Origin of the sequence: Actinoplanes philippinensis (genome assembly GCF_900113015.1) — a bacterium.
GTDB classification, from domain to species: domain Bacteria; phylum Actinomycetota; class Actinomycetes; order Mycobacteriales; family Micromonosporaceae; genus Actinoplanes; species Actinoplanes philippinensis.
In genome coordinates, this window is sequence record NZ_FONV01000003.1 from 113,416 (window position 1) to 135,181 (window position 21,766).

Consider the following 21,766-nt stretch of genomic DNA (forward strand, 5'->3'; position numbering starts at 1 on the left):
GCCCTTTCCCGCATGTCAACCGTATCCCTAGCGGACCGCCTTGCGACGCTCACGGAGGTACGACAGGTGGATGAGCGACTCCGGCCAGAAGTAGGCGGCGTCGGCCCAGACGTGATCCACCACCCGGTTGCCGGCCGCGGCGAAGTGCGGTGCGGCCTCCCCCGGGAGGCCGGCGTTCATGAAGGCGCGGGCGAACAGGTTGTGCACCACGGCGTCGCCGGGGAACGGCCGGTAGGCGGGGTGGCCCGGCCCGCGGGCGGCGGCGGCGCGGATCTCCTCGATCGTCTCCGCCCGGCGGATGTGCCGCTGTCCGGCGCCACCGGTCCAGATCTCGATGTGCGCCTCCGGGACCAGGCAGGCCAGCGGGGTGCCCTCGGGCGCGGCGGCCGCGGAGTCGACGGCGAACCGGTACATCGTGTAGTCGTCGCCGCCCCACTTGGCGCAGAGCTGCTGGAGCAGGGCGGCGTGCGCGCCGAGGTGGTGCGGGTCCGCGGCACGGGCCTCGCCGAACCGGCGCCACGCCTCGTCGATCCCGCGCTGCAGGCCCCGGTTGCAGACGAGCAGGCCGGCCCAGGCGTCGGCGTCACCGGGCTCGTGCAGGACGACGTCGCCGAGGCACGACTCGGCCTGCGCCAGCCGCTCCCCGAAGTCACGGGCCCGTCCACCGGAGACGGTGAAGCCCGCGTTGCTGCCGCGCGCCTCCCAGGCCCAGGTGATCAGCCGGTAGCCGTACGCCAGGCGGGCCAGGATGTCACCGTCGGCCCGGGCGGCCCGCGACAGCCATGTCTCGGCGCCCCGCACCCCGGCGACCGTGCGCAGGTAGAAGATGCGAGCCCGGGGGTCGGTCACGGCGGCCAGGAAGGCCCGGACGGCGGGCCAGTCCCCGCGCTCGGCGGCGTCCCGCAGGGTCAGCGCGCCGGGGTCGCCCTCACCGGGGTCGGTGGAGACGCTCAGGTAGCGGTTGGCGAGGGCGCGGGCCCCGTTGCCGGCGAGCCGGGCGACGGCACGGTCCAGGGCAGACGTTCTCACGGCGATCCACTTCGGCACGGGGACGAGTCGCGGCTCCCGGGCGACGGACACCGGGAGCCGCGACTGTACCTTTCTGATCAACTACGCCACAAGATCATCCTGATCAGCGGCCCTGGATGGCCTTGACGTTGTCGCCGAAGGTCCAGCTCTTCGAGCCGTCCCAGTTGATGGACCAGGTCATCAGGCCCTTGATGCCGGGGACGCTGTTCCACGCCTGGGTGACCAGCGACGGCGTCATGTAGCCGCCGCCCGCGCCGGACTGGGCGGGCAGGCCCGGGACCTGCTTGTCGTAGGGGATCTTGATGGTGGTGCCCTGGATCGTGAGGCCGCTGTTGAGGCACTGGGTCTGCACGGTGAAGCCCTGAACGGTGCCGGCGCCGTAGGAGTCACCGGAGCAGCCGTACATGCTGCCGTTGTAGTACTGCATGTTCAGCCACCACAGGCGGCCGTTGTCCAGGTACTTCTTGATGATCGGCAGGTACGAGCCCCAGATCGAGCCGTAGGTGACCGAGCCGCCGGTGACGTACGCCGTCTCCGGCGCCATGGTGAGGCCGAAGTTGGACGGCATGGCCGCGAGCACGCCGTCGATGATGCGGATCAGGTTGGCCTGCGAGGTCGACAGCGTGGTGATGCTGCCGCTGCCGGAGAGCCCTGTCTCGATGTCGATGTCGATGCCGTCGAAGTTGTACTGCTTGAGGATCGGCACGATGGTGGCCACGAACCGGTCGGCGACGGCGCTGGAGCTGAGGTCGATGCCGGCGGCCGCGCCACCGATCGACATCAGGATCGTGGCGCCCTGGGCCTTGGCGGCGCAGATCTCGGCGGCCGTCGGCACCTTGACGCCGGCGTCCATGCCGTTCTCCCAGAGCACCGTGCCGTCCGAGCGGATCACCGGGAAGGCGGCCATCAGCACGTTGTAGCCGTGCTGCGTGATCCGGCTGTCGTTGATCGGGATCCAGCCCAGGCCGGGGTGAACGCCGTTGGAGGCGCCGTCCCAGTTCTCCCAGTAGCCCTGCAGCACCTTGCCGGCCGGGCGGCCCTTGACCCCGCAGCCGGTGGGGTTGCTGGGGCTGGTCGACGGGCTGGGGCTGACCGAGACGCTGGGGCTGGGGCTGGGGCCGGTCGAGCGGGACGGCGACGGCGACGGGTTGACGCCGCCGTCGCACCCGCCGAGGCTCTTCCACAGGGTCGGCGTGGCGGCCGGGTTCCAGCCGGTGCCGGCCCAGGCGGTGTGCGTGACCAGCGCCTGGTAGAGCGTCGCCTGGTAGGTGACCTGCTGGCCGGCGGTGTAGCTGACCCCCTCGGCCCAGATCGTCGAGGAGCAGGCCACGGCCGCGTTACCGGTCGAGGCGAAGGCGACGGCCGAACCCAGCACCACCCCCACTCCGGCGACCAGGGCCAGCATCGTGCGGCGAACCCTCATGGCGAACTCCTCGACGAAGAATGTGACGTGTGTGACCACATCTTGAAGTTCACATACGTAAATATCAAGGGTTCTTAACAGTAAATGTGGCCTCAGTTCCCACCCGCGCGTGCCGAGCAGAACGACATGGTGCGGCGTCGGTTGGCCACTGCCGGGCTCCTGGTGCTGCTCGGCCTGGGCGCCGCGACGACTCTCGCCGTCCCGGCCCTGGGCGGCGCCGACCCCGCTGTCTACATGTCCGTGGTCGGTGGCGCGGAGATGCTGTTCAGCCTGCTCGGACTGATCTTCGCGGCCCTGGCCGGCCGCCTGCCCGGCCTGCCGCCCCGGGTCCGGCGGGCCTGGCGGTGGATGCTCCCGACCTACGCGTTGTGGCTCGTCGACGTGACGTTGTACGCGGTCATGCCCGCCCAGCGGTTCCCCAGCCTGCCCGAGGTCGGCCAGTTGCTCATCCCGCCGGTCACGCTGGCCGGGATCCTGGCCTTCACCCGCCTGCCGCACTCCCCGGTGGAGCGGATCAAGCTCTGGCTGGACGCCGGTGTCGCCGCCGCCGGCTCGGCGATGATCCTCTGGTTCCTCGTGCTCAGCCCGGCGCTGGCCGGCGCCGCCTCGGCCTCGTGGCACGAACTGATCCCGGGCATCCTACGGCCGCTGCTCTTCGCGGCGCTGCTCTTCGGTGTCGGTGTCGTGCTGCTGCAGGGCACCGAGACCGCCGCGGCACGGGCGCCGCTGATGACCGTCGTGGCCGCCATCCTGCTGCTGCTCATCGGCGACGTGCGCCGCGCCTACGTGGTCAACCACGGCGGGTCGCTGTGGCCCTCCTCCGACCAGACCACCTTCTGGGTCGCCGGGCTCTTCATGCTGATGCTCGCCCCGTACCTGCAGGTGTGGCGCTCGGGCCGGCCGCCCGTGCCCGGCGTGTCCGCCACCGGCGCCGCGCCCCGCTGGCCCTACCTGACGGCGGTCCCGGGCTATCTGCTGCTCATGCTGACCGTGGGGGTCGAACACCCGTACCCGGCGAGCGGACTGATCGCCGGCGCGTTCCTGGTCTCCACGCTCGTCTTCGCCCGGCAGATGATCGCCGCCCGGGAGAGCCGCCGGATGGCCGTCACCGATCAGCTGACCGGGCTCGCCAACCGGGTGCAGATGTACGAGGCCCTGCCCCGCGCGATGGCGCGCGCCCACCGCAACGAGACGACCGTCGCCGTGCTGGTCATCGACATGAACGGGTTCAAGCAGATCAACGACGAGTTCGGCCACCGGGCCGGTGACCGGCTGCTCGTCGGGTTCGCCGAGCTGTTGCGCCGCTGCGTGCTCGGTTCGGACCTGGTGGTGCGGCTCGGCGGTGACGAGTTCGCCGTCGTCCTGACGAACCTGACCGAACCGGACAACGCCGAGGCGGTGGTACGCCGGATCCGGGCCGCGATGGCCGAGCCGATCGACGTCGGCCCGACCGTGATCCAGCCCAGCGCCAGCATCGGTGTGGCCGTCGCCCGCCCCGGCGACGTCGAGATCGACGACCTGCTGCACCGCGCCGACGTGGCGATGTACGAGGTGAAGAAACAGAAGCTACGGCAGACGACGGCAGAGAAGAGCGTCGGGGGTACGTGACGACAGGAACCGCCCGGTGTAGGCGATCCCGGCCACGTACTCGTCGTCGGCGCACTGGCCCTTGTAGTGGCCGCCGGCGAAGTCGCCGCCCGGGCCGCCCGCCGGACGGTTGTCGCCCCGGTCGAACCACACCGTCCGGCCGCTGTCGGCCGCCGCCGTGATCGCCGTCGCGCACAGGGCGCTCGACACCGCCGCGCCGCGGACCGCGTAGCCGACCAGCACCGACGTCGCCGGGCACTGCAGTTTCGTGTAGCCGGACGCCCAGTCCCGGGAGACGTGCTGCTCACCGGTTACCACCTGGTACGCGCTCCAGGACACCGGGCGGCCGTGGTCGGTGCACAGGCCCCGGTTGCCGGTGTGGCTCAGGCCGATCAGGCGCTGGCCGTCCGGACAGGCGGCCTTGCGCGCGCCGCTGTCCCAGTCGGGCCGGCCCCGCATCGTCGCCGACGCGATGAAGTCGCCGTGGTCGGGGCTGAGCATGCTGCGCGCCGCGACCGGTGCGACGTACCCCTGCCTCGAAGTGGCCGTGACCAGCCGCCGCCAGGCGCCGGACCGCCAGTCCGGGCCGTCGATGATCCCAGACCGCCGCCCCGCGGCGTCGAAGAACAGCAGCCCCCACTCGTTGCCGCTCTCCGCCCAGCCGACCGCCGGCCAGTAGGCGAAGTCGGCGTCCGCCCGGATCAGGATGTCCACGAAATTCTCGAACCAGGCGCGCTGCCGACTGCCCTCGCTCGCGTTCGCGTCGACGCCGAACTCGCTGATCCACACCGGCGCGGTGAAGTGGTTGCCCGCCTCCCCCGCCACGAACAGCGCGTCCCGGTCGACGACGGCGGCCAGGTCGGCCGGGCTCAGGTCGCGGTAGCGCGGATCGGTGGTCTCGCCCGTGCCGGTGGCGCCGCTGTGGTTCGGGCCGGTGTAGTCGTAGAAGTGCGCCGAGTAGACCAGCTTCCCCGACCTGACCAGCGTGTGCGACAGGGTGCGCACCGGGCGCAGGGTGGGCCGCTCGTGGGCGAACCCGTCGACCGGGATGCCGGTCCAGTTGATGCCCTCGACGATGATCAGCAGGTTGGGGTTGGCCTCGGCGAGGATCCGGTCACCGGCGCGCTGCGAGGCGGCGAACCAGTCGTGGGCGTTGCCCCAGCCCCAGTTCGGGTCGTCGAGGATCGTGCGGCGCACCTCGTTGTACAGGTCGGCGCCGACCACCCGCGGATTGTCCCGGTAGCGGCGGGCCATGAACAGCCAGTCGTCCTCCCACTGCTGGACGCTCTGCGACGTGTTCCACCGCTCGTTGCCGTCGACCGCGCAGCACCAGCGGGTGGTGTTGGTGTGGTTGTTGAGGATCACCGCGAGACCGGCGCCGGTGAGTTCGGCGACCACCCGGTCGTACACCTGCAAGGGGGTTGATCCTCGCAGTTGGGGGTTGGCGGCCACGGCGGCGTCGCTGACCGGCGTGCTGTCGCGGACCATCTCGTTGGAGAACGGCAGGCGCACGCTGTTGAGGCCCAGGTCGCGGAAGCCGGCGACGATCGTCGCGATCGGCGCCCGGTCCAGGCCGAGCGGGATCCGGCCGGAGTTCTCGCCGGCGTGATGGTTCGCGTTGTCGGCGGTGTCGCCGGAGCCGTTCCAGGTGCCGCTCGCGCCGTGCCAGTTGGCGGACCGCAACTTGAACCGCTGCCCGCCGGCGTCGACGACATACCGCCCCCGCGTCGACAGCGGCCCCGTCCAGCCCGGCTCGGCCGCCGCGGTGGTCGCGGCCGCCGGCGCGGCGCCGGGCAGCAGACCGGCCAGGAGCGTCAAAACCATCAGCAGGGGTACGGCCGGACGCGTGATCGCCATGGCACACATTGAAGCCCATGGAACAGTTTATTGACAGATCGAGATTCCGGCGGTCCCATGGCCCTCGTGAGAGCTGTCGTCCACCACCGCTACGGCGGGCCTGATGTGCTGACCCTGGCCGAGGTGCCCGCGCCGGTCCCGGGTGACGGCGAGATCCTGATCCGGGTCCGGGCGGCCGAGGCCACCAAGTCCGACTGCGAGCTGCGCAGCCTCCACTTCCCGGTCCGTCGGCTCGCGCTGCCGCTACGGCTCGCGTTCGGCATCACCAAGCCCCGGCGGCACATCCTCGGCGGATACTTCGCGGGCGAGGTGGTGTCGGTCGGCGAAGATCAGGACCGGTGACCGGGTGCTGATCAACGGGGCCGGCGGCAGCATCGGGGCCCATGCCGTCCAGATCGCCCGGGCGATGGGCGGGCACGTCACGGCGGTCGACCATCGGAGCAAGGAGGATTTCGTACGCCGGATCGGCGCCCAGGACTTCCACGACTACACGGCCGGCGACGTGACAGCCACGGGACGGCGATACGACGTCATCTTCGACATGGTCGCGGGTGGGCCGTACCGCCGCTTGATCGGGATGCTCGAACCCGGCGGCCGATATCTCAACGGCAACCCCCGCCTGTCGGTGTTGTTCCGGTCGAAGGTCCTCGACCGCCGCACCGCCATCGTGACCTTCGCCCCGGAGACGGCGGAGGCGCTGGCCACGCTCACCGCCATGATCGAGAGGGGGGAGATCAGGCCGATCGTCGACCGCGTCCTCCCGATGTCCTCGGCGGCCGACGCCCACCGCCTCGTCGAGAGCGAGCAGCGGCTCGGCGCCATCGTGATCTCCCTCGACGACATCGTGATCCCCCTCGACGACTGAGCCGCCCGCCAACCCGGCGGGATGACGGGCGGCCGGCGGTCAGCCGATCGCGAAACTCGGATGCGGCGGCTGGTTGTAGGCGGTGTTCTGCCAGGCCACCGCCTCCCGGTACATCCGGTCCTGCATCAGCGACGGGCGGGAGATGCTCGTCGCGGTGGTCGTCGAGTAGATCCGCAGCGCGGTGTTGTTCGTCGTCGGCCAGATGACCTCCTCACGCCAGTCACCGAGGATGTCGGCCTGCAACGACGGAGTGGCCTTCGTGCCGTTGTTGGAGTGCACACCCTCCGCCGTCAGCAGACGGGTGTCGGCGCTCGTGCCGTACTTGTCGATGTGGGTGCCGTCGAGCAACTCCCGCTGCGCGTCGCCGTCCCACCAGATGACGAAGTTCGCGCTGGACGGCTTGCGCCCGATGTTCTGCCCGGACGTGTTGTAGATGCCGGACACCGCCGACGACCACGACTCGGCGCCGGGACTGCCGGCGTACACGTCGGCCGAGACACCCCGGCCGTTGTCGCAGCCACAGGAGGCGTTCGACCAGATGATCGATCCGGTACGGGCGTCGGCCATCCAGGCGGCCGGCTTCGTCGTGCTCTCGTCGACCTTGAAGACCTCCAGCCCGGCACGGCTCGGGATCAGGTCACCGACGTGGTAGGCGTCGCCGTGACCCTGCCCGTTGGTCCACAGCCCGTAGCCGTTGTCGTCGACGGCCATCGCGCCGTACATGATCTCGTCCTTGCCGTCGCTGTCGACGTCGGCGACGGAGAGCTGGTGGTTGCCCTGGCCGGCCCAGGCCGAGCCGTTCGTCGACGAGTTGCTGTCGAACGTCCAGCGGCGGGTCAGCGCGCCGTTGCGGAAGTCCCAGGCCACGATCACCGAACGGGTGTAGTAGCCGCGGGCCATGATGATGCTCGGATAGGAGCCGGTCACGTAGGCGGTGCCGGCCAGGAACCGGTCCACCCGGTTGCCGTAGCTGTCACCCCACGAGGAGACCGTGCCCCGCGCCGGAACATAGTCGGCGGTCGCCATCGCCCGGCCGGTCTGGCCGTTGAAGACGGTCAGGAACTCGGGCCCGGACAGGATGTAGCCGGAGGAGTTGCGGTAGTCGGCGCTGGAACTGCCGATCACCGTGCCGCCGCCGTCGACGGTGCCGTCAGCGGTCTTCATCGCCACCTCGGCCTTGCCGTCCCCGTCGTAGTCGAAGACCTGGAACTGGGTGTAGTGCGCGCCCGCCCGGATGTTGCGGCCCAGGTTGATGCGCCACAGCCGGGTGCCGTTCAGCTTGTACGCGTCGATGTAGACCGGCCCGGTGTAGCCGGACTGCGAGTTGTCCTTCGCGTTGGACGGATCCCACTTGAGGACGATCTCGTACGAGCCGTCGCCGTCCAGGTCACCGACCGAGGCGTCGTTGGCGCTGTAGGTGTAGGCGACGCCGTCGGGTGTGGTGCCACCGGCCGGGACCTGGATCGGCACGTCCTGGTAGGCGGCGGCCAGCGCGACCGCCGCGCCCGAGGTTGCGGCCAGTGTCGTGGCGGCGGCGCCCGCCGGACGGACCGTGTAGGTGGCGCCGGGCGGGGCGCCGGTGTCGGTGAAGTTGGTGGCCAGGGTGGTCGTCAGCCTCGTGCCGTCCCGGTAGACGTCGAAACCGGCGCCGGCCCGGTCGGATCCGAGGAGCCGCCAGGAGAGGAAGTTGCCGGTCGGGGTGCGGAGGCTGATCAGGGCACGGTTGCTGTCCGCGATCGTCGCCTGGTCGACGCTCTTGTCCGCGCTTGCAGCCGGTCCGGGGACGGCCAGCGCCGCGGCGACGGTCAGGGCCGTCGTGACGCCGGTGAGCAGTTTGAACATGGGGGATCCAAACTCTGTGCGGGGGAAACGGGGATTCCCGGCGGCTGTCTCGGCATGCGGCCGGGTGGCGCGGTGCCTCCCATCCATGAGGACTTCTGCCGACCGGGCATGCGGGGATCATGGCCGGGCGGCGGGGGTGGGTCAGCTTTGAAAGCTTTCAGTCACCCCGGGCCGATGCTATAGATAGGTGCCGATATCTGCAATAGTCGGCACCGGGAGCCGGGAGGGTATATCCCCTTGCTGCGGGTGGCCGCCACTCACTGAACCGACCCGCAACGCGGGCCACTGCCGGCCGGCCCCAGCAGCACCATGACCGCCAGGTCGATGGCGCCGGCCCGCGGCGCGAAGCTGACGGCCGTTTCCCGCCGGGAGGCCTCCCCCGAGGGAGGGCCTTCCCGGACGGACGCGCTCCTGCGACCTCTCCCCGCCTCGCGACCTCTCCCGGACCGGCCGTCCATCCCCACCTGACGGACGGTTCCCCCGCACGGACGCCCCATGCCCGGCGGGCGACCCCTGCCTCTTGACGACCCTTCCCGAACCAGCCACCACCGCCCACCGGACGGCCCCTCCCGGACCCGCCGCCACCGCCCACCAGACGACCCATCTCGGACGGGGCACCTACCCCACCCGACAGACGGTTCCCCCGCCCGGACGCCCCCTGCCAGGCGGGCGACCCCTGCCCACCTGACGGCCCTTCCCGGACCGCCCACCAGACGACCCTTCCCGAATCGGCCGCCACCGCCCACCGATCGGCTTCATCCTGACGGATTGCCCTTCCCGTACAGTGGCGCCGCCGCGATCCCGGAAACGAGCCGGCAGAGGATCCGGCAGTCCCTACAACGACTTCAGCACCAGCGGCAGTCCGACGAAGGCAGCGAACGGCTCCAGAGCCGGACGAGCCTCGTCGAGATCGAAATCAGCCAACGACTGGACGGTGACCGTCACCGCCTTCTTGCCGAGGGTGCGTTTCCAGGTAGCCATCACCCGGCCGTCACGAACCAGCGTGGACTGGAAGATGCCGTTGCCACCGGGGATGATCTTGGCGAGTTGCTCCTTCGTGGCCATCATCGAGCGGTCCTTGTAGCCCAGCATGTACTCGTCGAAACCGGGCAGCGCCCACCAGCCCGTCGCCGGCCCGGCGTCGAGCACCTCCGGGTCGGCCCACATCTCCACACCGTCCACATCGACAGCCGTCAACCCAGCGGCGTTGATCCCCTTGCGACAGTCGGTAACGGTCAGGCCGGTCCAGCCTGCGAAGTCCTTCACCGTCGTCGGGCCGTGTGAGCGGAAGTAGCGTTTCGCGAGGATGGCCAGCCCCTCCTCGCGGGACGGGCGGTTGCGCTCGGCCGCCCACTCGTCGAGCAGGACGAACGTCTGCTCAGTGCCCCGGTTGGGCGCGATGGCCGTCACGCCCCGCTGACTCACATACCACAACAGGTGGTAACCACGCTGGCCCTCGACCGAGATGCCGCCGTCGGTCAGCGCGGCCAGGCACTCGGATCGCGTAAGGCGTCCACCGCCGGCCGCGACCGCGGCGGCCAGGACGTCCATGGCCTGGTGGGCGGTCTTCTCGTCGAGCCCCAGGAAATCCCAGCGTCTCGCCACACCGGTGAGCGCCCGGACACCGGCGAGCTCCAACATCCAGTGAGCATCAGCGGACGGGATCAGGTGAACGGTGCCCCGCATCGGCCACGTGCGCACCACTTCACCACGCTCGGTGGCGGCGACGACCTCTGGCAGCGTCATCCCCGGCAGGCGGACACCGAGCGACCACAGAACACTGTTGAGGTCTTGCGCCTGCATGGCGCCGAACCACTCAACGATCCCGGCCACAGCCGCGCTCGCCACATCTCGACCGCCGGCCGCGCTCGCCACGTCTGGACCGCCGACCGCAGCTGCCACCGCTGGGCTCAAGGCCGCGCCCGTTTTATCCGGTCCAGCGGCCACGCCCGGCCCACTCCCGCCAGAAGCGCCCGTTTCGTCCGAGCCAACGGCCACGCTCGGCCGGCTCCCACCGGCCGCGCCCGTCGCAGCGGGTCGCGGGCGGGTGCCGAGCAGCAGGCTGGTCATCCGGAGGCTCAGGGCCGTGTTGGTGTCCACGGCCCTGAGCCTAGAGAACCGGTCTGACAGAAATCAGCGGCCGCGCTGCGTGCGGTACCGCTTGATCAGCGCGTTGGTCGACGAGTCGGCGTCGTCGGCGGGCGTCTCGGTGGAGGTCAGCTTGGGCGCGAGCTGGTTGGCCATCACCTTGCCGAGCTCCACACCCCACTGATCGAACGAGTTGATCTCCCAGATCACGCCCTGGGTGAACGTGATGTGTTCATACAGCGCGACCAGCTGGCCGAACGTCGCCGGGGTGAGCCGTTCGGCGAGGATCGTGGTGGTCGGGTGGTTGCCCTGCATGACCCGGTGCGGCGCGACCTTGGGATCGGTGCCCTCCGCCTGGACCTGCTCCAGCGTGCGCCCGAAGGCGAGCGCGCCGGTCTGGGCCAGGAAGTTGGACATGAACAGGTCGTGCATCTCGCCGATGTCGTGGTTGGGCACGCTGAACCCGATGAAGTCGGCCGGGATCAGCTTGGTGCCCTGGTGGATCAGCTGGTAGAAGGCGTGCTGGCCGTTGGTGCCGGGCTCGCCCCAGAAGACCTCGCCGGTCTGGAAGGTGGCCGGCTCACCCGACAGGCGCACCGACTTGCCGTTGCTCTCCATGGTGAGCTGCTGGAGGTAGGCGGCGAACCGGTGCAGATACTGCGCGTAGGGCAGGACGGCGTGCGACTGCGCGCCGAGGAACGTGTCATACCAGACGTTGATCAGGCCGAGCAGCGCCGGCACGTTGCGCTCGATCGGGGTGCTGCGGAAGTGCTCGTCGACGGCGTGGTAGCCGGAGAGCATCTCGGCGAAGCGCTCCTTGCCGATCGCGATCATGACGGAGAGGCCGACGGCGGACGGCAGCGAGTAACGGCCACCGACCCAGTCCCAGAAGCCGAACATGTTGGCCGTGTCGATGCCGAAGTCGGCGACCTTGGACGCGTTGGTGCTGACCGCCACGAAGTGCTTGGCGACCGCGGCGTCGTCGGCCAGTTTCGCCAGCAGCCAGGAGCGGGCCTCCTTGGCGTTGGTCAGCGTCTCCTGGGTGGTGAAGGTCTTGGACACCACGATGAACAGCGTCGTCGCCGGGTCGAGGTCACGGGTCTTCTCGAACAGGTCGGTGGGGTCGATGTTCGAGACGAACCGGCACTCGATGTCGCGCTGGGAGAAGTCCTTGAGCGCCTCGTAGGCCATGACCGGGCCCAGGTCGGAGCCACCGATGCCGATGTTGACGATCGTCCGGATGCGCTCGCCGGTGTGGCCCCGCCACTCCCCCGAGCGCACCTTGTCGGCGAAGGCGCCCATCTTGTCGAGGACCTCGTGCACGTCGGCCACGACGTCCTGGCCGTCGACGACCAGCGATGCCTCGCGCGGCAGGCGCAGCGCGGTGTGCAGGACGGCCCGGTCCTCGGTGATGTTGATGTGCTCGCCGGAGAACATGCCGGTGATCTTCTCGCTGAGCCTGGCCCGCTGCGCCAGCGCGAACAGGGCGGTCAGCACCTCGTCGGTCACCAGGTTCTTGCTGTAGTCCACATAGAGCCCGGCGACCTCGGCGGCGTAGCGCTCGCCCCGCTGTGGGTCGCTGCCGAACAGGTCGCGCAGGTGCACCGCGGCGAACTTCTCGGCCAGCCCCTGCAGGGTCTGCCACTCGGCGCTGTCGGAAACGTGTTCGCTCATCTCTCCCACTCCGAACCTGGACGACGCACAAATCGTGGCACGATCCGGTGCCCGGCACCCGCGAACCGGCCGCTCGGTCGTGTCCTGTCCGCGAGGTTAGTCCTCCGGACCACCCGATGCGGCTCCGGTGTCCTTCTTCTCACTTCCGTGAACCCGATACCCGTCCGCGGCCCGTCCATACCCGGCTTCCGCCACCGTCAGGACACTCGTCGGCGCCTTGGATCCGGACGGCCGGTCGAAATTGTCGTACCCCGCCTCTAGGTTCTGCGCATGTTTTCCGCGGCGTACTCGTACCTCGGCTCGTCGGCCCTCGACGACGGCCTCACCCTGCAGACTTCCGGTGGTCCCGCAGCGCACCCCCGCTTCTTCACCGGCTTCCTCACCGACCCCGGCGCCGCGGCCACCGGCCTGTTAGCCGTGGCCGAGGTCGCCCGGACCCGGTATTTCCGGCCCCTGCCACCGGCCAGCCTGGATCCGGTCGTCACGGCTGGCTCCGACCGGCTGCGGTTCGAGTCGTTCTCCGGCTGCTGCGGCGTCTACGCCCGGATGGACGTGCTGCCCGAGGGCCTCGACGGCGACATCGTCGCGCACGGCACCACCAACGTCGACGTCAACGTGCCGCTGCAGCGCGCGCTGACCCGTGTCGGCCGGGCCGATCCGATGCACGTCGCGGTCGGTCCCGACGACCTCACCGTCACCACGTTCGACGGCAGGCTGGTGGAGCGTAAGGTGCCGTTGCCGTCGCGCTGGCTACGCGGGTTCGCCGAGGCGCAGGTGCTCACCGCCCGGTTCGACCCACGAGCCGAGATCGGCGTTGCCGAGGCCCGCATCCTGCTCAACCGGCTCCCGGCCACCGACCGATCGATCCTGTGGGCGGTCCCCGCGGGGCGTTCGCTGCGCTTCACGTCCCGGCCGGTGCCGGGGGCGGTGTGCCTGCCGGGCGCCGGGCGGCTGGCGGCTCTCAAACCCTTCCTTCGGTACGCGACGAGCCTGCGCGTGTACGGCCCGGCTGTCGTCGCGGGCAGTGGCCCGGTGGCCAGCACGTGGGAGCTGAGCATGCGGTCGCTCCGGCTCTCGCTGACCCTCTCCCCCGAGCCGTATCGTGGCTTCTCCGGTGAGGGCGCCGTCCTCGACGCCCTGGCCAGCGACGAGGCGGCCGACGACGCCGACCTGGTCAGCGCCCTGCTCTCGTGGGACCCGACTATCGACGTGGACGCGCTGGCCACCGCCTCCGGGCTGGACGCAGGCCGGGTCCGTGACGCGCTGACCCAGCTCGGGACGGCGGGGCGGGTCGGCTACGACGTGGCCGAGGCGGGCTACTTCCACCGCACCCTGCCGTACGCGGCGGACGTGGTGGAGCGGATGAACCCACGGCTGGCCGGGGCCCGTGCCCTGGTCACGGCCGGTGCGGTGACAGCCGGGCCGGAGGTGTCGGTGGTGCGCAGTGGCGAGGAGACCTATCACGTCCGTGACGCCACCTCGTGCACGTGCCCGTGGTGGGCGAAGCATCGTGGCGAGCGCGGGCCGTGCAAACACGCCCTCGCCGTCCGCATGGTGCAGGCCGGCGCGGTCACCGAGGACGCCGAGGAGGAGGTGACGGCATGAGAGAGCCTGCGAGCGAATCATCAAGCAACGCCCTTAACTCATACCGGCGCCGGAGCGCAGCGGAGGTGACGGTATGAGCGAGCCTGCGAGCGAATCATCGAGCAACCCCTGTAACTCATGCCGGCGGCGGAGCGAAGCGGAGGTGACGGCATGAGCCTGGAGTGGGAGGTCGTCGACCGGCGGGCCCGCAGCGGCGACCAGCCCGGGGTGGCCCGGCTGATCCTGGAGGCGACCGAGGCGGAGCGGCTGGCGTTCGCGAAGGCTGTGGAGGCCGGGATCAAGGGCACCGACCCGGAGGTGTATTGGCGGGCCCGTGTGGATCCGGCGCCGGGCTACGCGCTCGCCGTGATCGGAACGGCGCCGACCGCCGCCCGCGCGGCGACCATGCTGCTGCGGCGCGGGTTGCGCGACTCGTGGCAGCAGATCCAGTTCGAGCGGATCACCCAGATCGCCGACGCCCGGCAGCTGGACTGGCTCGGCGAGCTGGGCGAGCGGCTGTGCGCCCGGCTGCCCACCCGAGACGTGTGGGACGGTGGCGACTGGGCGTTCGCCGCTCGGATCCTCGACGCGGGCGACACGCTGCCACCGGTCACCGAGGGTGTGGTGCGGGGCTGGCTGGCCCGGCTGATCCGGCCCCGTGGCGAGCGGATGCCGCCGCTGACCATGCGGCTGCGCGACGACCCGTATCTCGATCTGCTCCTGCCCGCGGTGTTCGAGGTCGACGGCATGGGCGCCGACATCTACAACGCCACCTGGGGTGAGGGCTCGGCGCTCCCGAAATCGGGGATCCGTTTCCACGACGCGGTCGCCGCGCTGGTCGCCGAGGGCCGGCTGGAGCGCAAGACGATCCTGGCCGCCATCGCGGACCGGCTGGCCCGGGGCGACAAGCCGAACGCGTTGCGCCCGTTCGTGCTGCTGCACGACGAGCTGGCCCCGACGGTCGACGAGATCGCCGCGCACGCGCTCGACTACGCGCGACTGCTCGCCGAAGGGCCGGGCGCCATCGCCACTGTCGCGCAACGCTGCCTGCGTCTGCTCGACGACACCGGCCGCCTCGACCTGGACACCCTTCTCGAGACCAGCATGCCGGTCCTGCTCCGCAAGGAGAAGACTCTGGTCAAAGCGCAGATCAGCTGGCTGGAGAAGGTGGCCGGCCGGGAGCCGGAGCGGGCCGGTGAGGTGTTCGAGACGATCGCGGTGGCCTTCGGGCATCCGGCGCTGGACATTCAGGAGCGCGCCCTGGCCCTGGTGATCAAACACCTGCCGGGCCTGCCCGCCGACGTGGTGGCCCGGCTCGCCGACGCGTCCGCCGTTCTCGCCGGTGACCTGCCCGCCCGGGCGGCCGCCGTGTTCGGCACGACGGTCGTCACCGAGGCCACGCCCGAGCTGCCGCCCTACGCCGGGCCGGCCGCGATGCCGGCGCCGATCACCACGGCCGCCCAGCTGGCCGAGGAGATCGCGGCCCTGGTGCACGAGGAGTCCGGAGTCCGCTGGGAGCAGGTGCTCGCCGCCCTGGTCAGCCTGCACGCCGACGGCCGGCGCGACGAGCTGGCCGCCATGCTGCCGCCGGTGCTGGAGAGGTATCCGGGACACCTCGGCGAGCACTCGTGGAACGCGGTGTCGGCTCTGGCCTGCCTGGGCGCCGCGATCACGGCGGCGACCGGCCTGCCCCGCGACCACGACACCTACCAGCGGCTGTACGGCGCGGTGCGTACGGCCCGGCAGGAGGGGCGGCGCGGCGGCGTCGGCTCGGACCTGTCCGCCGGCCCCGACGGGGTGCTCGCCCTGCGGGTCGCCGAGATCGCGGTGCACCTCAACGGTTCGATGATGCCGATGCTCGTGGCCACGCCCACCCACGTGAACGGCAGCCTCGACCCGGCGGTCCTGCTGGACCGGCTCTCCCGGGCCGAGGCCGAGGGCTGGCAGCCGTGGCCGTTCGACCTGGAGCAGGCTCTGCTGCGCCTGCCTCGGGCCGCGGCACCGGCCGAGGTGTCGGCCCGAGCCGCGGTGCTGACGTCGCCGGCCGGGCGGCAGTTCGCCCAGTGGCTCGCCGGCGGTGGCCTGCCCAACCCGGTCAGCGAGCTGCTCGTGCAGGTGCCGGAGACCAACGAACACGGACATGTGTGGGGCCTAGAGCTGCCACGGCGGATGGCCGCGACGCTGCGCCCGTCCCGCGACGGCGGTCTGCGGCTGGAGCGGCAGTTGCTCACCCTCGACCCGCCGCAGCACCCCGAGTGGGCGCCGGACGAGTTCAAGGAGCAGCCGGGGGTGCTGGCCATGGTGCTGCCACATCACCGGGAGGTGGCCGCGGCCTGGGCGATCGGCGAGCTCGCCGCCCTGGCCGACCAGGACCAGCGTGGCAGCGGCCGGTTGCTGCCACTGCTGGCCGAGTGCACCGGCCCGGTCGGCCCGGCGCTCGCCTACGGTCTGGCGTACACGTTCGGCGCCAAACAGGAGTCCGATCGGGCGGCTGCCGTCGATGCGTTCCTCATGCTCGCAACGGGTACGGAACCATTCGCCGGCGCGGTCGGCGCGGCGCTGGCCGACCTGGCCACGGACAGTTCGGTCAAGCTCAACCGGGCACTGCCCGCTCTGATCGACGTCCACCGCTCCGGGGCGTCCGCCGCCGTCTGGGAGCTGCTGACGGCGGCGCTGCCCCCACTTCTGGCGGCCGGCCACCGGGCTGTCCCCGACCTGCTGGAACTCGCCACCCAGGTCGCCGTCACGATCGGCGCCCGGACCGAGATCCCCGGCCTGGCCGAGGCGGCCGCCCGACCAGGTTCGTCCCGCCTGGTCCGGGAAGCGAAGCGCCTGCAGTCGACCCTCACCACCTGACCACCGGCGACCCGTCGGGCGCCGATTTCCCGGCGCCCGACGGACCTGCCCTGGGCCGACGGACCTGCCCTGGGCCGACGGACCTGACGCAAGCCGACGGACCTGACGTAGGCCGACCGACCCGCCGTAGGCCGACCGACCCTCCGCAAGCCGACGGACCTGCCCTGGGCCGACGGACCTGCCCTGGGCCGACGGCCCCGCCGCGTGTGGGGACAGCGGAAACGCGCCCCCGATTGAGGGCGCGTGACCGCCGTGCGGTGGGTCGGTCAGGTGGCCAGGAAGGATCTGATCTGGGTGAGGATGATGGTGTCGGTCAGGTAGCCGAGGTGGGTCTGGCACGCCACGTAGTTGTTGGTGGCGCCGCTCAGAGCGGTGCTCGTGTAGGGGATGATGATGCCGTCGCACGGGGAGTACCAGGTGGCGTAACGGGTGCTGCCGGGCGTCTCGTCACCGGCGCTCAGCGTGTTGATGAACGAGGAGCCCGGGTACATCTGCTGGCACGTGACGAAGGCCAGGCAGGCCCCCGCGTAGGTGGTGCCGTGGTTGGCGCCGGCGATCGATGCCAGGTGGCGGACGTACTGCGCGCCGCCCAGCTGCTTGAGATACCACTGGCTGACCAGGCCGCCCATCGAGTGGTTGACGATGTCGACCTGGGAGGCGCCGGTGCGGGAACGAACCTGACTGACGTAGCTCGCCAGGCCCTGCGCGTTGGTGATGTTGTTGCCGTAGGAGTTGTACTCGTAGGCGAAGAGCTGACTGCTGGGATAGCCACCCGCCCGGAAGACCGACATGGCGGTGGTCCAGTTCGAGGCGCTTCCGGTGTAACCGTGCACGAAGATCACCGGAGTGCCGGGCGCGGCGGCTGCCGGCAGCGACGGGCTCAGGGCCAGCGCGGCCAGCACGGCGGTGAGGAGTACGACGAGACGGCGCATGAAACCTCCAGGGGAAGTCGGGGGTTTCTGCATCGTCAGTGCAACAGATATGAACGGGCATCGGCGAAATTGCCAGCTATCAATGTTTGGCAGTGTCGCCCGGAAGACCCACGACTGCCGGGGCTGCCACGACAGGCGGAACGGGCCGGGCGAGCCGACGAGGGCGACGGCGTGGTCGGCAGCGAATGCCCCACGTCCGAGCCGGGTGGGCGCCGGCCGGCGAACGGGAGCAGATCAACGCCCGAACCGCCGAGGCGTCCCGCGCGGGTCAGCGGATGGGCAGCCTTCCAGCCGTTCAACCACGCTGACCCACCGGACAGTCTCCCGACCACGCTGACCCATCGGATAGCCAGCATCCCATCGGTCAATCACGCCGACGCACCGGACGACCAGCCTCCCAACCGGTCAACCACGCCGACCGATGGGCCACGGGCCACCCTCGGCCGCAGGCAGGCGGGAAGAGCGTTCGCAAAGGGATGGGCGGAGACGCCGACCGGCGCGGCAGACGGTGGCCTGGGTGGCGGACGGTGGCCTGGGTGGCGGCCGCGAGTAGGGTCGGAACGGCTCGGCAGAGGTGGACTCGCCTCCTGGCCGGGGTCCTTCCCACCCGCGACCGCCCGGCGCGTGGGCTCTCGCCCTAACCCTTTCCGGTGGCGGGGGCCAGGATCCATTCGACGGTGATGGTGGCGGACAGGCGCTGGCGGCCCGGCTCGATCGGGACGGACATGTCGGTGGAGGCCATCGCTGCGGCCAGGGTGTCGCGCTGGCCCGGTTCCGCGTAGCTGTATGCCGCCTCGCTGATCTTGACCACTCGGCCCAGGGGGCGGGCTGCGGCCTTGGCATACAGGTCGGCCTTGCTGCGGGCGTCGGCGAATGCCTTCTTCCGGGCTTCGGCCAGCAGGGTGGCGTTCTTCTCGATCGTGAACGACACACCGTTCAGACGCGCCGCGTCGCCGCCGGCCGCGATGGCCGCGGTCATCAAGGTGCCGGCTTTCGTCAGGTCGCGGATGGTCGCGTTGAGACCCTGGTTGACGCTGTAACCGGTGACCTTGCCGTCGTCGTCGGATGTCGAACTGACGCTGATGTTCGTCGTCTGCAGGTCGGCTCGGGCCACCCCGGCGCGGACGAGCGCGTCGCGCATCCGGGTGGCCGCGGTGAGCGCCTGATCCAGGGACGCGCCGACGGTGGAGGCGGTGGTCTCGACCGCGAAGTCGGCGGTCAGCGTGTCGGGCTCACCGAAAACCTCGCCGGTCCCGGTGACGACGACACTTTCCCATGCCGGATCACCGGAGGAGGCGGCGCCTCCGCGACTCCTGCCGGAGGAACCGGCGGCGGGGGCGGCCCCGGCGGAAGGCGCCGGCGAATCCGGGAGCCCCGCAAGGACCGAACCGTGGGCCGCCCCCACGGAAGACCCGGGCGAATCCGACAACGCCGCAAGGACCGAACCACGGACCGCCCCCACGGAAGACCCGGGCGAATCCGGCAACGCCGCAAGGACCGAACCATGGACCGCCCCCACGGAAGAAACGGGCAAATCCGGCAACGCCGCAAGGACCGAGCCGTGGGCGGCGGGTATGGCGGGCGTGTGGGGCGCCGCGTAAACAGCGCCCGCCGCGAAGAATTCCATGGACAGGGCGCCGGCCGTGGCCAGAACGAGTGCCGGAGCAGAAACACGTAAACGATACATTTTCTCCCCTTTTGTGAGCGTTTTCTCCTCCATTCAAGGTGGCCTGCCCGGCGGCGCATCGGGGATTGCCCGCATCTCGACACGTCAGGGCGAAGGGGCCGCGGCATGACGGGGGCAGGCTGGCTGCGTACTGTATGTCGGTCCCTGTCCGCGACGTCGATGGGCTTGATCGATGAAGAGTCCGCTGCGCCCCGGTGACCCGCGTGAGCTGGGTGGCTATGAGCTGCTGGCACGCCTCGGCGAGGGCGGCATGGGGTCGGTCTTCCTGGGGCGGCGCGATGGCGGCCCGCTGGTCGCTATCAAGATCATCAAGGCGGAGTACGCCCACGAGGAGGAGTTCCGGGGGCGGTTCCGCAGTGAGGTCAAGCGCGCCCGGCAGGTGCCGCCGTTCTGCACCGCCGCGGTTCTGGACGCCGACCCCGAGCACCGTACGCCGTACCTGGTCGTCGAATATGTCGACGGCCCGAGCCTGGACGAGGTGGTGACCCGGGAGGGGCCGCTCGCGGACAGCCGCCTGCACGGGGTGGCGGTCGGGGTGGCCACGGCGCTGACGGCGATTCACGGGGCGGGCGTGATCCACCGGGACCTCAAGCCGCGCAACGTGCTGTTCGCGCTCGGCTCGCCCAAGGTCATCGACTTCGGGATCGCGCGGGCGCTGGAGGTGACGAGCCAGCACACGCACCCGGACCAGATGGTGGGGACGGTCGCCTACATGGCGCCGGAGCGGTTCGACGGCATCCATCGTGACATCACCCCGGCCGCCGACGTGTTCGCGTGGGGCGCCGTGATCGCGTACGCGGGGACCGGCCGCACCCCCTTCCGGGCCGACTCACCGGTCGCCGTCGCGGCCCGGATCCTCACCCAGCCACCGGACCTGACCGGGCTGTCCGGGCCGTTGGCCGACCTGGTGGCGCTGGCCCTGTCGAAGGACCCGGAGGACCGCCCGACCGCGTACGAGCTGCTGAATCTGCTGCTCGCGCAGAACACCGACCCGAACACCTTCAGCCGGCCGCCGACTCTCGATCCGCGGCTGCGGGAGGCCGCGGAGGCGGCGCAGCTGTCCGGTCATCACGTGTCCGGCGGCGGGCCGCGGCCGGGGCTGCCGGTCGCGCCCGCTCCGGCCCGGCGCCGGCGATGGCGCAAGCGGACCGTCGTGGCCGCCACCGCCGCCGCGACCGTGTTGATGGCCGGCCTCGGCATGTTCACCCGCGCCGACGACGACGTCGCCACGGATCCGTCCAGCGAGCTGATCGCCCAGGCGGCGATGCCGGTTCCGGGCGCGGTCCGCGGCCCGTGGGTGGTGGACGCTCTGGATCGCCGCGGGCAGTGGAAGGAGTCCACCGACGACTACGGTGGCCGCTGCTCGTTCAAGAACGGCCTGGTCATGACGACGTCGGCGTTCGGGCTGGAATGTCCGGGGACGACCGAGACGTTCGCCGGCAACCAGTCGATCGCCGCGGGCGTCACCGTGACCAATGACCTCTCCTGTGCCGAGGTCCGGTTCCGGGTGGCGGGTGACAGCTCCTACTGGCTGGACCTGTGCCCGCAGCTGATCCGGATCCGGCATCAGGGCGCGCTGCAGGTGACCACGCTCGGCTCGGCGGACTCCGGCCTGTTCACGCCGGGCAAGCGCCGCGACGTCGTGCTGCAGTTGCTGGACGAGGAGGCGTCGGTGGCGGTCGACGGCACGGTGGTGCTCACCGCGTCGCTGACCGATCCGAGTCTGCTGGCCGGCACGGTGAGTTTCGGGGTCGGGCCGATCGACGCGGCGCGCAACGACGAGAAGCAGGTCGGCGCGGTCGTCACGAAGGCGGAGATCAGGCCGATCGAGGAGTTCGAGACGGCGCCCGGCGGGTCGGTGCCGACGTTCACCGACGTGCGCGCGGGCAAGACCACATCGATCGTCAAGGTACGGTCGTACCAGCCGAAGACCAGGTCGATCGTCGTGGAGCCGGTGCTGTTCATGACCGGCGACGAGTACTGCCGGACGTTCCGGCTGGAACCGTCGGCGGACGCGCCCTGTGAGCAGGCCTGGGTGACCGAGGACAGCCGGATGACGGTGACCCTGTCGACGTCGGCCGAGCCGAAGCTGACCAGCACGTTCGACGAGCCGGACCGCTGTGCGGGCGACCCGGTCACGGTGGGGACGTGCTCGATCACCGCCGCCAAGCTCGCCACCCGCCTGGGCAACGGCGGGCTGGCCCAGGTGAGCACAGCGGACGGCGTGGTCACGGCGATCGCCGAGGTCTACACCCCCTGAGGCACAGTCCACACTCTGAGGCACAGTCCACGACATCGGAGACGGGCGGGAACGACCCCGATAACACTTTCCCGGGCGGCGC

General features: G+C 70.9%; 14 protein-coding genes. 6 read left to right on the forward strand and 8 right to left on the reverse strand.

Features of this window, described 5'->3' with window-relative positions; all coding sequences use genetic code 11:
• Positions 1-27 precede the first annotated feature (27 nt).
• Positions 28-1,029 (reverse strand): hypothetical protein, encoded by a 1,002-nt coding sequence (locus tag BM290_RS07440; protein WP_143133650.1) that lies wholly within the window; start codon positions 1,027-1,029, stop codon positions 28-30.
• Positions 1,030-1,132: 103 nt separating this feature from the next.
• Positions 1,133-2,452, reverse strand: coding sequence for a carbohydrate-binding protein (locus tag BM290_RS07445; RefSeq protein WP_093612383.1), 1,320 nt, complete (start codon positions 2,450-2,452; stop codon positions 1,133-1,135).
• A gap of 126 nt (positions 2,453-2,578) precedes the next feature.
• Between BM290_RS07445 and BM290_RS07450 the strand changes: the two genes are divergently transcribed.
• Complete coding sequence (locus BM290_RS07450) at positions 2,579-4,060, forward strand: GGDEF domain-containing protein (protein ID WP_143133651.1); 1,482 nt, start codon at positions 2,579-2,581, stop codon at positions 4,058-4,060.
• Here BM290_RS07450 and BM290_RS07455 read toward each other — a convergent pair.
• On the reverse strand, positions 4,019-5,896 hold the full coding sequence (locus BM290_RS07455; protein WP_203779062.1) for a glycoside hydrolase family 5 protein: 1,878 nt from the start codon (positions 5,894-5,896) through the stop codon (positions 4,019-4,021). The genes BM290_RS07450 and BM290_RS07455 overlap by 42 nt on opposite strands.
• A gap of 66 nt (positions 5,897-5,962) precedes the next feature.
• Between BM290_RS07455 and BM290_RS49055 the strand changes: the two genes are divergently transcribed.
• Complete coding sequence (locus tag BM290_RS49055) at positions 5,963-6,238, forward strand: alcohol dehydrogenase catalytic domain-containing protein (RefSeq protein WP_203779060.1); 276 nt, start codon at positions 5,963-5,965, stop codon at positions 6,236-6,238.
• Between the two features lie 4 nt (positions 6,239-6,242).
• Entirely contained in the window at positions 6,243-6,761 is a 519-nt protein-coding gene (locus BM290_RS49060; protein WP_203779059.1) for a zinc-binding dehydrogenase, read from the forward strand.
• A gap of 39 nt (positions 6,762-6,800) precedes the next feature.
• Here the strand turns inward: BM290_RS49060 and BM290_RS07465 are convergent, their stop codons facing one another.
• The 3 genes from BM290_RS07465 to pgi form a co-directional block, all read right to left on the reverse strand.
• Positions 6,801-8,603 carry a rhamnogalacturonan lyase gene (locus tag BM290_RS07465; protein WP_177319628.1) on the reverse strand — a complete coding sequence of 601 codons (1,803 nt, stop codon included), beginning with the start codon at positions 8,601-8,603 and terminating at the stop codon, positions 6,801-6,803.
• An 834-nt stretch (positions 8,604-9,437) separates the two neighbouring features.
• Positions 9,438-10,673, reverse strand: a complete 1,236-nt coding sequence (locus BM290_RS07470) for a winged helix DNA-binding domain-containing protein (RefSeq protein WP_093612387.1) — start codon at positions 10,671-10,673, stop codon at positions 9,438-9,440.
• Positions 10,674-10,736: 63 nt separating this feature from the next.
• Positions 10,737-12,365 (reverse strand): glucose-6-phosphate isomerase, encoded by a 1,629-nt coding sequence (gene pgi / locus BM290_RS07475; RefSeq protein ID WP_093611417.1) that lies wholly within the window; start codon positions 12,363-12,365, stop codon positions 10,737-10,739.
• A gap of 270 nt (positions 12,366-12,635) precedes the next feature.
• On the opposite strand from pgi, the gene BM290_RS07480 reads away from it, so the two are divergent.
• Together BM290_RS07480 and BM290_RS07485 are read left to right on the forward strand one after the other, a co-directional pair.
• Positions 12,636-13,970, forward strand: coding sequence for a DprA-like winged helix domain-containing protein (locus BM290_RS07480; protein WP_093611419.1), 1,335 nt, complete (start codon positions 12,636-12,638; stop codon positions 13,968-13,970).
• 150 nt (positions 13,971-14,120) lie between these two features.
• Positions 14,121-16,805 carry a DUF7824 domain-containing protein gene (locus BM290_RS07485; RefSeq protein WP_143133652.1) on the forward strand — a complete coding sequence of 895 codons (2,685 nt, stop codon included), beginning with the start codon at positions 14,121-14,123 and terminating at the stop codon, positions 16,803-16,805.
• Between the two features lie 266 nt (positions 16,806-17,071).
• Here the strand turns inward: BM290_RS07485 and BM290_RS07490 are convergent, their stop codons facing one another.
• Both BM290_RS07490 and BM290_RS07495 read right to left on the reverse strand, forming a co-directional pair.
• The gene (locus BM290_RS07490; protein ID WP_093611423.1) at positions 17,072-17,737 is read right to left on the reverse strand and encodes an esterase/lipase family protein; all 666 of its coding nucleotides are present in this window, start codon (positions 17,735-17,737) and stop codon (positions 17,072-17,074) included.
• Between the two features lie 637 nt (positions 17,738-18,374).
• Positions 18,375-19,457 (reverse strand): SIMPL domain-containing protein, encoded by a 1,083-nt coding sequence (locus BM290_RS07495; protein ID WP_239143255.1) that lies wholly within the window; start codon positions 19,455-19,457, stop codon positions 18,375-18,377.
• 139 nt (positions 19,458-19,596) lie between these two features.
• On the opposite strand from BM290_RS07495, the gene BM290_RS07500 reads away from it, so the two are divergent.
• Positions 19,597-21,684, forward strand: a complete 2,088-nt coding sequence (locus tag BM290_RS07500; protein WP_093611427.1) for a serine/threonine protein kinase — start codon at positions 19,597-19,599, stop codon at positions 21,682-21,684.
• The last annotated feature ends 82 nt before the right edge of the window (positions 21,685-21,766 follow it).